The sequence below is a fragment of the Natronolimnobius baerhuensis genome (assembly GCF_002177135.1).
Taxonomy (GTDB): domain Archaea; phylum Halobacteriota; class Halobacteria; order Halobacteriales; family Natrialbaceae; genus Natronolimnobius; species Natronolimnobius baerhuensis.
On the sequence record NZ_MWPH01000003.1, the window covers coordinates 442,636 to 455,888 of the forward strand.

The following is a 13,253-nucleotide window of genomic DNA, read 5'->3' on the forward strand; positions in this document are numbered from 1 at the left end:
GCCGCTGCGAGTCGAACTCGAGTAGAAAAAGCCGATGGACTCGAGGTCGGAGTTGCTACTCCTGGCCGTTCAGCGTGATGTAGTCGACGCCGATGATGCGGTCGTCGTCGTTGAGTTCTGCTTTTGCGGCCTCTGGGACCTGTCCGTCGACGTTGTAGACGGTCAGTGCCTCGCCGCCAATCGTCTCACGGGCGTTGAACATCCCTGCGATGTTGACGTCGTGTGTGCCCATAACGGAGCCGATAAGGCCGATGACGCCCGGTTCGTCCGTGTTGCGCGTGACGACCATCTTGCCGTGGGGGATGGCGTCGACGCGGTAGCCATCGACGCGAACGATTCGCGGGTCGTCGCCCGCAAAGAGCGTCCCCTCGACGGTGACCGAGTCGTCGTCGTTGCTCACGGTCACCGAAATCAGGCTCTGGAAGTCTGCTGTCTGCCGGGTCTTCGATTCGGTCACGTCGACGCCGCGGTCCTCTGCAATCTGTGGCGCGTTGACGGCGTTGACCTGCCACTCGAGCGGTTCGAAGACGCCTTTGAGCGCGCTGGCGGTGACAAATTCGATGTCCTCATCGACGATGTCACCCTCGTAGGTGACTTCGACGTTCTCGATACGGCCCTCGAGCAACTGTGCAGCGACCTTGCCAGCGGTCTCTGCGATGTCGATGTAGGGTTCGACGCGTGGGAACGCGCTCTCATCAATCGACGGCGCGTTGAGTGCGTTTGCGACGGGTTCCTCGAGGAGTGCAGCGTTAATCTGTTCAGCCGTCGAGGTTGCGACGTTCTCCTGGGCTGCTTCGGTCGATGCGCCGAGGTGGGGCGTGACGATCACGTCGTCCTGTTCGAGCAGCGGGGAGTCCGTCGCCAGTGGTTCCTCGGCGAAGACGTCGAGTGCTGCGCCGGCAACGGTGCCGTCCGCAACTTTTGCGGCGAGTGCGTCCTCCTGGATAATGCCACCGCGGCCAACGTTGACGATGTAGCCGCCCTCGAGCAGGTCGAGTTCGTCTGTGCCGATCAGGCCCTCGGTTTCGGGAGTCAGCGGCGTGTGAATCGTCAGGAAGTCGGCGGCTTCGAGACAGTCCTCGAACTCGACGAGTTCTGCGCCGATGCGCTGGGCGCGCTCCTCGCTGATGTAGGGATCGTAGGCGACGATGTCCATGCCCAGCGAGTCGAGCTTTTTCGCGACCTCCTGGCCGACGCGGCCGAGGCCAACGACGCCGAGCGTTTTGCCGTTGAGTTCCGTGCCGAGATACTCGCTTTTCGCCCACTCGCCATCTTTCAGACGGATGTGTGCCTGCGGGATTGACCGCGCGGTCGCGAACGTCATCGCGACGGTGTGTTCTGCGGCCGCGCGAACGTTACCCTCAGGGGCGTTCGCGACGATGACACCCTCGTCGGTCGCCGCGTCGATGTCGATGTTGTCGACGCCGATCCCTGCTCGGCCGACGATCACCAGTTCCTCGGCCGCCGCGAGCACTTCATCGGTGACTTCGGTCCCCGAGCGGACGATCAGTCCGTGCGCGTCGGAAACCGCCTCGAGGAGTGCCTCGCCCTCGAGTTCATAGCCCGTTTCGACTTCGTGGCCGGCGTCTCTAAGTACGTCAAGACCCGCATCCGCGATTGGGTCTGTGACCAGCACCTTCATGCGCGACTCAATCAGGTCGAGTAGGTAAACCCTTCCGTTGTGTCCCTGCCTGGCAAAAACTACACACGTTTCGAGTAATTGAGACGGATTCGAGTTACAATTTCGAGCGGCGATGCTGAGTCGTTCTGCCGGTGGAACTGTCCTCTCCGTTATGCAGGCTCCGGACAGGCCTGCTTCCAGAGTTTCCAGGGAACAACGAGGGCGAATGGGACCAGCCACAGCGTCTCGAGGTGTGCGCCGATGTCGACGGAAGGAGCAACGATCACCGCCGGGACCGTCAGCACGATTCCAACAGCGAGGACGACTGCACCGGCCGCGAGCGGGCGATTGATCGGCTCGAGGTCGGTCGTCGAAATCGGGACCGCCGTCATGTCGACGAGTCGCTCGGGTTCCGAGACAGGCCCGAGTCGTCTCTCTTGCTCCTGCGTGCCCCAGCCGGTTGTTACCCGAATCGTTCGCGTTCCGAGAACGCGGTCGGCGAACCGGTCGGTGACGACGGCCGCATCCCGGAGGTCCTCGACCGGGGCCGTCCACTGTGGCTCGTCGACCAGCCAATCGTACGCCACGAGCGAGTCGCCCCGACGCTGGTACTCGAGCGTGCCGTAGACCAGGTCGTAACGGACGAACTGGATCGCAACAATCGCGACGAGCAAGAGGCCGAACGCGACCACACCGAGCCAGAACAACAGGATGGAGTCTGCCCAGGCGACGACCACGAGCAAAATAAAGAACCAGCCGACGCCGACAAACGGCAGGTATGCGCCGGTTCCCCAGAGCGCGAGGAGCACGCCCTCGAGGGCGACGGCGGTTCGGTCAGTCCGAACGCGCTCGCTCGGGGGCGTGGATGGGACGCGAACGCGCGTGTCGCGGCGTGCTTGGTCCGCTGGCGACCCGGACAGCCACTCAGCGAAGCGGTCGACGAACCGGTTCGTCTCGGCGTCCGCTCGAGTCGCTCGAATCGTCGACCATTCGACTAGTACTTTCACGCAGACGACGGCCGCGAGCGTCGCCGTCGAGCCAACGGGCAGGCCGAGAAACGCCAGCACGAACACCACCACGAAGAGCTGTCTGGCGGGCGGTTCGATAACCGCATGCGGCGAGACGCGCTCGTAGGCTCGTCGGCCGAAATACTCCCGTTTCGTCTCGAGGAGTTGACCGCCACAGAGCGCAAGCACGCTCAGGAGAACGCCGGTCTGCGTGAGTTGCGCTGCGTCGTCGACGACAATGGCGACGACTGCGACGAGCATGATCGCGTACGCGCCGACGAGAAAGCTCACACCAAGAGCGAACGGCACGTTTCGCAGCGGGATCGGCGGCAGCCGGTGACTCGGCTGCACAGATCCACGCTTGTTCACCAGTCGCGCCTCCGAAACCGATATGACGCCGCTCCCGTCGGTTGGCGGCGGCCGCTGTGCGAACAGGGCTTTCCCAGCCGCCAGAACGAGCGAGAGCACAATCTCGAGGCCGTAGATGAACACGAGCGTCCCGGACTGCCAGCCGAACCAGAGGACACCGACGAGCGGGACAAGATTCGCGAGGAAGATCGGCAGAAAGGCCGTCGATCCGGACGTGCGGTTCGGCGGGCGGAGGGGCATCGAGAGTCGACTCGAATGAGACATGTAATGCTGCGATGAAGTACTTTTAGGTTCGCGTTCTAGCCCGTCTCCCCGCCGCGTGGCAGCGAAATCGTCACGCGAGCGCCGTGGCCGGGAGAGTCCGTATATGAAAGAGTGCCGTCGTAATCGTCTAAAATGAGTTCGACGAGCCAGAGTCCGAGCCCGCTGCCGTGGTCGAGTTGTGTCACGGGTTGTTCGTTGAACACCCCGGTCTGTTCCGTTTCGGGTATTCCCGGCCCGTTGTCGGTGATGTGGATGGAAACCGGCGTTGTATCGTCAATCTCGAGTTCGACGACCGGCTCTGCTGTCTCCGTATGTTCAATCGCGTTCTCGAGGACCTCCTGAAAGACGGTCGCGAGTCGCTCGTCGGCAGCGACCTGCAGGTGCACTGGTTCAGGCAGGACAATCTGACTGTGTGGGTACTCGTCCTGTAGTCGCTCGACGACGGTCGCAAGGACCGGCCACAGTTGGACTGGCTCCTGGTCAAACTCGCTTTCGAGCGCCGCGTCGGCGAGTTTCTTCGCTGTCTCGTTCAGTTCGGACAGTTCCTCGACGGTGGCGACGATTTCGGCTGCGTACTCGAGCTGTTTGCCCTCGAGTTCACGCTCGAGGGTTTCAGCGAAGCCACCGATTGCGGTGAGATCGTTTCGGAGGTTGTGCCGCAGTAGGCGATGGAGCACTTGCAAATGTTGCTCGCGCTTTTTGAGGCTGGTAATATCGCGTCCCTCCGGAAGGAGCCAGCGAATCGTGCCGTGATGGTCTGTTACCGGCCGGATCGAAAAGTCGATGATCGCGGACCGCTCTTCTCCCTGTACGCGGATTTCATCGTGGATAAAGCCGCCGTTTGCGGCCTTTTCGACGCCCTTACGGGCAATTTCTCGCGCCCGTTCGTTCGACTGGAACCAGATTACCTCCCACAGCGGTGTGCCGACGATTTCTTCGCGCTTGAGGCCGCCAAACGACAGCGCCGTGTCGTTGGCCTCGATCAGCGTGCCATCGGGTTCGAGCAGGCCGGTGAACTGGTAGGTGTTGTTGAAGACGGCTTCAAAGCGTCGTTCGCGGAGTTTCTGATCGGAGAGATCGCGAAAGAGGCCGGTAAAGAGGCGTTTTTCTTCGGTATCTGGGTGCTCTTTGAGACTCACCAGAACGGGCACTTCGTGGCCGTCTTTGTGCAATGCGGGCAGTTCGATCCCACCCCAGTTGATATGCTTATTTCCTGTTCGAAGATACTTCTCGAGGCCGGCGGCGTGAGCCGCGCGGAGTCGCTCTGGAATCAGGCTCAGCTTCGAACTGCCGACCAGTTCCGCGGGTTCATACCCGAGAATGTCTTTGATTGCTGGATTTGCGAATACAATCGTACTATGTTCGTCGATTGTCAGGACGCCCTCGGAGGTGTTTCCGACGAGTCGTCGAAAGAAGTCATCGCTGTCGTAGGGCTCGAGTGGTGACACGGTTTCGTCGCCGGCATCGGAGGGGTCAGTGCCGGTGTTGGTGTCCGTGTCGGAAGTGTGAGCCGTTTTCCACGGCTCGTCGGCATCTGACACGAGCGAAGACAAACACTGCATCTGTATAGAAGTGTTGCCTAACATCCACCAAAGTGAGCGAAATATGCTTTCATCGCCACCATTTCGTATCAAACATCCAATTACAATGGCAGCTGTTGGCCGTCTGGGACAGTCGGAGTCCACCGTCAGAGCCACGGCAAAAGACCTATCGCTCCGACGAACAACCACACGAGTATGGACGACGCTGTTGCAGTCGATTTCGGCGAGAAGGGACTCGTTCCCGCCGTTGCCCAGGACGCCCAGTCGGGCGAAGTCCTCATGCTCGCGTACGTCTCACCCGAGGCCGTAGAGCGGACACGCGAGACTGGGCGCGCCCATTACTACTCTCGGAGTCGCGACGAACTCTGGGAGAAAGGCGCAACCAGTGGCCATACGCAGGCCGTCGAGGAGATCCGCGTCGACTGTGACGCCGACACCCTGTTGTACATCGTCGAACAGGACGGTGGGGCCTGTCACACTGGCCACCGGTCCTGTTTCTACCGAACACTCGAGGGCGAGAACGTCGGCGAGAAAGTGTTCGACCCAGACGCAGTGTACGACGACGAATGAGTCACTCCGCCCACTCGAGCGCCACGAACGATCAGTCACACTCACCACTCGAGGCGCTTGAGGCCGCCCGCGAGCGCTTCGAGCAGGCACAACAGCGCATCGACGAACAGGGAACTGCAACCGTCGAGGACGCGGCCGAGGCATACCGAAACGCGGCAACGTTACTTGAGAACTATGTCGACCGCGCGACCGGCACTGGCCGCGAGAACTTCAAGGCTTACGTCGAACTCGAGGGGCAGTTCGCCACGCTCGTCGAGAACCTGCCCGATGACCTGCGCGGACGCGAGGCCTTCGAAGATGCGCTCGATGCCATCGACAAACGCCGTCTCAGCGAGTCGGATTTCGAGGCGGCTCACGCAAAACTCGAGCCGGCCGAGCGCTACGACGACTTGCTCACCGAACGCGAAGACGCCCGCGAGGAACTCGAGAACGCCCGGACTGCGGCCGGAGTGCGACTCCGTGAGATCGACGACGAACTCGCAGAGCATGAACGCTTGCTCGAACTCGCGAACGCGGACCTCGATGCGCCAGTCGAACGCCTGCGCGAGCCAATCGAGACCTACAACGAGGAAATCCGCGAGGCCGTCGAAACCTATCGACTCGAGGCGTCCGCCCGGGAGGTGTTCGCCCTTCTCGAGCGCAGTCGGTGGTATCCGTTCGTCGAGTACGAACACCCGCCCGACGACCTCCGAGCGTACGTCACCGACGATCCGGCCGGCGAGTACACGATTCCAGAACTGCTCGAGTACGCCGAGTACTCCCGGTCGAAACTCGACCACTATGTCGACGATGCAGACCTGCTGAAACGCCGCGTGGCGACCCAGCGAACGTTCCTTGATAATATCGACGCCGAGGCGCTGCTGATTGAGTGGCCGCCGGGTCCGGCGGGTGAACTTCGGCGACGCGTCCGCGAATATCGCCCGTTCGTCGAGCGAATCGCCGGCGAGGACGGCGTTGTTGCACTCCAAAACGTCCGTGCGCTCATTTTCGATCCCGAGATCGACTACGACCGTCTGCAGACGGCCGCACAGGCGGTCGCCCAACTCACGCCCGCCGAACGCGAGCGACTGGCCAGCGGGCAGGTTGCCGACGAACTCGAGGCCCTGCGCGAAGAACGAGCCCAACTCGAGGCCGCACTCGAGGTGGACGACCCGATCTGAGTTCCGTTTATTTCATGCCATACCTTTGCACGATTAGCGGTTTTTGCCGTTACTGAGACGCATATGTGGCTCGAGTAGTATGCATACTAAACATGAGCGACGACGCGAGCGACGGGACCGACGAGTCGGACTGTTCCGAGCGCGGGCTCGGGACACGAAGCGTCCACGCCGGCCAATCGCCGGACTCGGAGACGGGCGCGATGGCCCCGCCGATCTACCAGACGACCTCTTACGTTTTTGACGACGCCGACACCGCCGCGGATCTCTACGCGCTCGAGCAGGAAGGCTACATCTACTCTCGAATCGCCAACCCAACCGTGACCACGCTCGAGGATCGCCTCGCTGCCCTCGAGGGCGGCGCAGGTGCGGTCGCAACCGCAAGCGGCATGGCCGCACTCGATTCGGCAACGCTCGTCCTCGCTGAGGCGGGCGACAACGTGGTCTGTTCGACGGACACCTACGGCGGGACAACGGCGTACTTCTCGAAGACGGCCTCTCGACGGGACATCGAGACGAAATTTGTCCCGACGCTCGAGTACGACGCCTACGCCGAGGCCATCGACGAAAACACTGCGTTCGTTCACGTCGAAACGATTGGCAATCCCTCGCTCGTCACGCCTGACTTCGAGCGCCTTGCTGAGATCGCCCACGACAACGGTGTCCCGCTCGTCGTGGACAACACGTTCGCGACGCCCGCGCTCTGTCGACCGCTCGAGCACGGCGCGGACGTTGTCTGGGAGTCGACGACGAAGTGGCTCCACGGCTCCGGCACGACCGTCGGCGGCGTGCTCGTCGACGGCGGCAACTTTGACTGGGGCGCACACGGCTACGACGAAATCGCCGGTCCGAACCACGCCTACCACGACGTCGACTTCTCGCGTGACTTTGCAGACGCCCCCTTCGCCGCAACCGTTCGCTTTCGCTCGCTGCGCAGTCTGGGCAACCAGCAATCGCCCTTCGACGCCTGGCAAACCCTGCAGGGCCTCGAGTCGATGCCCCTACGCGTCGAGAAACACTGCGAGAACGCCTCTATCGTCGCCGATTACCTCGCGGACCACGACGACGTCGCCTGGGTGACGAACCCTGGACTCGAAGCCCACCCGACCCACGAGAACGCGACGCGCTACCTCGAGGATTACGGTGGAATGGTCACGTTCGGTCTCGAAGGCGGGTACGAGGCAGGCAAAACCTTCTGCGAGGAAGTCGAGGTTGCCCAGTTCCTCGCGAACATCGGCGACGCAAAGACGCTCGTGATCCACCCTGCGAGTACGACACACGGACAACTTACGCCCACGGAGCGCGAAGAAGCCGGCGTGACGGAGGACCTAATCCGGATGTCCGTCGGCATCGAATCCCCCGAAGACATCCTGGCCGATCTCGAGCAAGCTATCGACGCGGCGACGCACGCGTGTCGGGAGGGCGAGACACGATGACGACCCAGGGTACAGTCGACCTTGGTGAGTTTCAGTTTCTCTCCGGGGAGACAATCTCGAGCCTCGAGGTCGCCTACGAGACCTACGGCGAGTTTACGGGCGACAATGCGGTCCTCATCTGTCACGCGCTGACGGGCAGCTCTCACGTCGCGCGCCGACCCGACGCGGGCGACGAAACTGCAGGCCAGGCCCGCGCGTGGTGGGGCGACGTCGTCGGCCCCGGGAAAGCCATCGACACCACCGAGTACTACGTCGTCTGTGCGAACGTCCCCGGCTCCTGTTACGGGACCACGGGGCCCTCGAGCGAGAACCCGGAGACGGGCGAGCCCTACGGGACGGATTTCCCGCCGGTCACCGTCGGCGACTGGACTCGCGCCCAGCGGAAACTGCTCGACGAACTCGGCGTCGGCCGGCTGCACGCCGTCATCGGCGGCAGCGTCGGCGGAATGAACGTCCTCGATTGGCTACGTCGCTATCCCGACGATATCGGCTGTGCGGGCGTCGTCGCCGCTGCTGGCCGACTTGATGCCCAGGTGCTCGCACTCGATACGGTCGCCCGGCGAGCGATCACGAGCGATCCGAACTGGAACGGCGGCCACTACTACGGCGGCCCCGAGCCCGCAGACGGCCTCGCACGCGCCCGCCAGATTGGCCACATCATGTACCTCTCGAAGGCCTCGATGAGTCGCAAGTTCGGCCGTCGCTCGGCGGGCCGCGAAACGGTGCACGAGACGTCGCCGGATCCCGCAGCCGCCTTCTTCCCCTACCGCGAAGTCGAGTCGTATCTCGACTATCAGGCCGACAAGTTCGTCGACCGATTCGACGCCAACAGCTACCTCTACATGACTCGCGCGATGGACGATTTCGACCTCTCAGCGGGCTACGAGGGCGACGCCGACGCACTGGCCGCCTTCGAGGGCGAACTCCTGCTCCTCTCGTTTACCGGCGACTGGCACTTCACCGTCGAACAGTCCGAGGCGCTCGCAGAGGCCGCCCGCGAGGCCGACGTCAACGTCGCCCACCACGTCGTCGAATCCGACCACGGCCACGACGCCTTCCTCGTCGAACCCGAAAAGGTCGGCCCGCCGCTCTCGGCACTGCTCGAGGACGGCCTCAAAGGCCGGCTCATCACCGACACCGACGATGAGGACGATTCGGATTCGTTCGCGCCGGTTCACACGAGCCTCTTTTCGGATTAGGCACCGTCAGCCGAATCCAAGCAGCGACCGCAGCGTTCGCGTCCGCACGCCACACTCGTCTGCGAACTCGCACTGCTCACACTTCGAGCGGTTGCTGGTCCGAGCCGGCGGGCCGTCCATCTCTCGAACTGTCCGCAGCGCCCGCCGATACCGTGCTTTCCGCCGCGTCGTCAGCGTAATCGAGCGAACGACGCCGTAGGCCGGGTACTCGAGCCAAGCGCGTTCAATCGGCGTTTCGTGTTCCCAGCCGAGCGCCTTCGCGGCCGCAACGGCCTGTACCGACTGGGGCTCCCAGACGCCTTGCTCCGGTGGCTTCCCCGTCGAGACGAGGACCGGCTCGAGTGGCTCCGTGAGCACTTTGTGGACGATACCGCGACAGTCTCGCCCAGTAAGGAGGGCGTCTCGAGCCTCCAGAGTGCAGAGTCGCTGCCAGTGGCCATCAGCGGCGAGTCGGTCGCGCGTCGTCTCGAGTTGGCTCTGATACGCGACTGGCTCGAGTGCGAGTGGCTCCTCGGCGAGCGTCTTGGGGTCGGCCTCGAGCAACTCGTCGTAGCGCCTCGAGAGTGAGCGAATTGTTTCGACCGACGGCGGCGGCTCGCGGTCGTCTTGACTCTGTCGGCGCTGATAGTAGCACTTTCGCGGGCAGTAGGCGGCGGTTCGTAGGTCGCTGAACGCAACCAACTGACGAGACATGCCGCCGTTGGCCGCGCCTTCCAATAAGAACCCTCGGATGCGCGGGGTGCAGTAACGAACGCGAGAACTGACGAACTCTCAGAAGTCGACGTCCGTTTCCATCCCTTCAGTTGCGTCCTCGAGGCCGTCCTCACGAACGTCGGTCGTCATCTGTGCAGAGAGGTCGGCGTCCGCGAGGATGCTGTCGAACTCGTCGCGGTAGCGGTCGTTTGCCGTTCGGGATTCGTCTTCGGCAGCGGCGACCCGGCGGTAGCGCCGAATTCTGGCTTCGCTCACGTCGTACTCCGCCGCAAGCGTCGCATTGTCCTCCTCGCGGTTGCGGATCGCCGCGAGATCAACCTCGTCTGCGTCGTCCTCGCTCACGAGGTGCAACGACATACGAGCCTCGAAGATGTCGTCGGGTTCGACGCCGAGGTCGGCTGCGATTTCTGCGTCGCTTTCGTCGTCGTAGAACGACTCTGCGACAGTGATGAGTTCGTCAGTCGACAGCGGCGTGTCGAACTCGTAGCGCTCTCGCATCTGCGTGATCACGTTCTCGAGACGTTCCTCGTCCGTTTGGTCGTCGCGCTCGAGTGATCCACGCGTATCCTCCTGTGACTGGGTGACGGTTGCCTCACCGTCGGTGACAGTTGTGAAAATATCCCGAAGCTCCTCGGTTTTTTCGTTCATGAGTGGACACTCCCGACGGGTGGCTATTTAAGCCTGTTGCCAGCTAGCGTTGGCCCGTCTGATCATCTCCGTGAACGACAATAAACGAAAACTTAGTTTTCTATTTTCGCAAGACTGCGTCGGGGTATGGTATGTCATCCGGGGGCAAGAATTAAGGTCACGCCTTCCGCGTGGTTGAACATGAACGTTCTGGCGCAAGCGGAAGTGTCCCGAGAAACTTACTGGGGGATCAGTTCCACCGGCTTTGCGGTGTTCTATCTCCTGGCGGCGATTACGATTGCAGTCTTTCTCTACGGCGTGTACCGCCGGTTCAGCCGCTATACCGACGGCGACGACGACCCGTTCGCTCGGGTAAACGACCTGCCGGCGCGCGTCCTCGGCGCGGCCAAAATTGCACTCTCGAACGAGAAGCAATTTAATCGCGATCTCTACGGCGGATTGATGCACGCATTCATCTTCTGGGGCTTTCTAACGCTGTTTATCGCAACCTCGATTCTCGCCATCGATGGCTACGTCTACGAACCCATCGTGCAGGGCAACTTCTGGGAGGGCGACTTCTATCTGGCCTACCAGTTCATGGTCGACGCGATGGGGCTGTTGTTCGTCGTCGGCATTGGAATGGCCATGTACCGCCGCTACTGGGTCCGAAACGAACGACTCTGGGGCCGCCACACCTCGAGCGAGGACGATATCTTCATCTGGACGCTGTTTGGCCTCGGCGTCGGCGGATTTCTCCTCCAAGGACTGCGGATCTACGCGACGGGCATGCCAGAACACGAAGTCGTCAGTTTCGTCGGCTACGGCCTCGGCTTGCTCTTTGGTGCCATCGGCCTCCCGCTCGCAGGTGAACCGGGCGTCAGCACCGCCTCGGGGCTGGTCACCGCCGAGAACCTCCACTGGCTGTCGTGGTGGTCACACTCGCTGCTTGCCTTTTTCTTTATCGCCTGGATTCCCTACGCCAAACCGTTCCACATGCTCTCGTCGTTCGCGAACGTCGTCACGCGCGACGAGAAGGCCGGCAAACGGCTGCCGAACGTCCCTGCCGATCTGGATGCGACCAACGCCGACTCCATCGACGATTTCACCTGGAAGGAACTGCTCGACCAGGACGCCTGTACCAAATGCGGGCGCTGTTCGTCGGTCTGTCCTGCCAAAGCGTCCGACCGCCCGCTCGACCCGCGTGACGTGATCCTCGACCTGAAAAAATATCGTGAATCGCTCGAGGCCGGCGGCGAGGAGCAGCCGATCATCGCGGATGGCGGCACCTCCGTGATCGATTCCGAGACGATGGAATCTTGCATGGCCTGTATGGCCTGTATGGACGCCTGCCCGGTCGAAATTGAGCACCTCCAGTCCTTTACGCGGCTCAATCGTCAGCTAACTGATCAGGGCGACGTCTCCCCGAGCATGCAGGATGTCTTCCAGAACGTGATGCAAAACGGCAACACGTTCGGCGACTCGCCGCGCAATCGGGCCGACTGGGCAGACGACCTCGAGTTCGACCTCACTGACGCTCGCGAGCAAGAAGTCGAGTACCTCTGGTACGTCGGCGACTATCCGAGCTACGACGAGCGAAACAAGCGAGTCGCCCGCTCGCTGGCGGCAATCTTGCAGGAAGCCGACGTGAGCTTCGGCATCCTCTTCGAGGACGAGAAGACTGACGGGAACGACATCCGACGGGTCGGCGAGGAACTGCTGTACGTCGAACTTGCCGGCCACCACGTCGAAACCTGGGAGGACTGCGACTTCGAGAAAATCGTCTGTACGGACCCCCACTCCTACAATACATTTAAAAACGAATATCCTGAGGTCAACTTCGACGAGCACGCCGACGACGAACTGATGCCCTTCGACTACGACGAGCAGTGGAACGCAAACGGCGAGGTCGACGTCCTCCACTGGACGCAGGCCGTCGAAGAACTCGTCACCGACGGCGCACTCGAGTTGACCGGCACCGAACTCGAGTACACCGTTACCTACCACGATCCGTGCCATCTGGGCCGGTACAACGACGAGTACGACGCCCCGCGCGAACTCATCGAAGCGACCGGCTGTGACCTCCAGGAGATGCCACGCAACCGCGCCGATTCGTTCTGCTGTGGTGGCGGCGGTGGCGGCCTCTGGATGGACTTCGAGGAAGAGCCAAAGCCGAGCGAGGAACGCCTTCGCGAAGCCCTCGAGGACACCGCGGCCGGCTCCGCAGTCGAAAAGTTCGTCGTCGCCTGCCCGATGTGCATGACGATGTACGAAGACGGCCGCAAAACCGGCGACTTCGAAGACGAGATCGAAATCGTCGATATCGCAGAGCTGATCGTCGAAGCGATTGGACAGGAGGAGACGGCGGGTCTCGAGGTCACAGCGGACTGATGCGGCTGCCGTAACTGGTTCCTGAAGCGACCGCAGGATACCGACGCGATATCTGGCTTGAATTAGTCGCGAAACGAGTCGATCACGTCGCGTTTTTCCACGTTCAGCACGATCTGCTCAAGGAGTTCCTGTTGGGTCACCGTTTGTCCCGTCTCGAGACGGATCTCCGCCTGCAGTTCTTCGAGTTGGGATTTCGTCGTATCCGTGACGGTGACCGACGCATTCATAGTTGGTGTAATGTTTCCGACCCAGAAAATAATTCTGTTGCCATGCTGCTCTCCGTCCACTATCCAAACACAATTTGGTTGATGAGCGAGTCAAACGACCGTTTGAGTTCCCGGACAGGCTTTTACCCTCGAG

11 protein-coding genes are annotated in these 13,253 nt (G+C 62.0%); 5 read left to right on the forward strand and 6 right to left on the reverse strand.

The window, feature by feature from the left end:
- Window positions 1-55: 55 nt before the first annotated feature.
- From serA to B2G88_RS14735, 3 genes are all read right to left on the reverse strand, one after another.
- Complete coding sequence (gene serA, locus B2G88_RS14725) at window positions 56-1,642, reverse strand: phosphoglycerate dehydrogenase (RefSeq protein WP_087715180.1); 1,587 nt, start codon at window positions 1,640-1,642, stop codon at window positions 56-58.
- A 149-nt stretch (window positions 1,643-1,791) separates the two neighbouring features.
- Window positions 1,792-3,237, reverse strand: coding sequence for a DUF6498-containing protein (locus B2G88_RS14730; protein WP_087715181.1), 1,446 nt, complete (start codon window positions 3,235-3,237; stop codon window positions 1,792-1,794).
- A gap of 59 nt (window positions 3,238-3,296) precedes the next feature.
- The gene (locus B2G88_RS14735) at window positions 3,297-4,802 is read right to left on the reverse strand and encodes a PAS domain S-box protein (RefSeq protein ID WP_394335713.1); all 1,506 of its coding nucleotides are present in this window, start codon (window positions 4,800-4,802) and stop codon (window positions 3,297-3,299) included.
- A gap of 195 nt (window positions 4,803-4,997) precedes the next feature.
- On the opposite strand from B2G88_RS14735, the gene hisI reads away from it, so the two are divergent.
- The 4 genes from hisI (at window position 4,998) to metX (ending at window position 9,164) form a co-directional block, all read left to right on the forward strand.
- Window positions 4,998-5,372 (forward strand): phosphoribosyl-AMP cyclohydrolase, encoded by a 375-nt coding sequence (gene hisI / locus B2G88_RS14740; protein ID WP_087715183.1) that lies wholly within the window; start codon window positions 4,998-5,000, stop codon window positions 5,370-5,372.
- Window positions 5,369-6,532, forward strand: coding sequence for a DUF7118 family protein (locus tag B2G88_RS14745; protein ID WP_087715184.1), 1,164 nt, complete (start codon window positions 5,369-5,371; stop codon window positions 6,530-6,532). Before hisI ends, B2G88_RS14745 begins: the two co-directional genes overlap by 4 nt.
- 92 nt (window positions 6,533-6,624) lie before the next feature.
- Window positions 6,625-7,965, forward strand: coding sequence for an O-acetylhomoserine aminocarboxypropyltransferase/cysteine synthase family protein (locus tag B2G88_RS14750; RefSeq protein ID WP_087715185.1), 1,341 nt, complete (start codon window positions 6,625-6,627; stop codon window positions 7,963-7,965).
- Entirely contained in the window at window positions 7,962-9,164 is a 1,203-nt protein-coding gene (gene metX, locus B2G88_RS14755; protein ID WP_087715186.1) for a homoserine O-acetyltransferase MetX, read from the forward strand. The genes B2G88_RS14750 and metX overlap by 4 nt, the downstream gene beginning before the upstream one ends.
- A gap of 6 nt (window positions 9,165-9,170) precedes the next feature.
- On the opposite strand, the gene B2G88_RS14760 is transcribed toward metX, so the two are convergent.
- Window positions 9,171-9,857 carry a CRISPR-associated protein Cas4 gene (locus B2G88_RS14760; protein WP_087715187.1) on the reverse strand — a complete coding sequence of 229 codons (687 nt, stop codon included), beginning with the start codon at window positions 9,855-9,857 and terminating at the stop codon, window positions 9,171-9,173.
- A gap of 78 nt (window positions 9,858-9,935) precedes the next feature.
- Entirely contained in the window at window positions 9,936-10,526 is a 591-nt protein-coding gene (locus tag B2G88_RS14765; protein ID WP_087715188.1) for a conditioned medium-induced protein 4, read from the reverse strand.
- Between the two features lie 180 nt (window positions 10,527-10,706).
- Here B2G88_RS14765 and B2G88_RS14770 point away from each other — a divergent pair, with 180 nt between their 5' ends.
- A complete protein-coding gene (locus B2G88_RS14770; protein WP_087715189.1) occupies window positions 10,707-12,893 on the forward strand; it encodes a (Fe-S)-binding protein in 2,187 nt (728 codons plus the stop codon).
- Between the two features lie 62 nt (window positions 12,894-12,955).
- On the opposite strand, the gene B2G88_RS19670 is transcribed toward B2G88_RS14770, so the two are convergent.
- The gene (locus tag B2G88_RS19670) at window positions 12,956-13,120 is read right to left on the reverse strand and encodes a hypothetical protein (protein WP_176393238.1); all 165 of its coding nucleotides are present in this window, start codon (window positions 13,118-13,120) and stop codon (window positions 12,956-12,958) included.
- Window positions 13,121-13,253 lie beyond the last annotated feature (133 nt).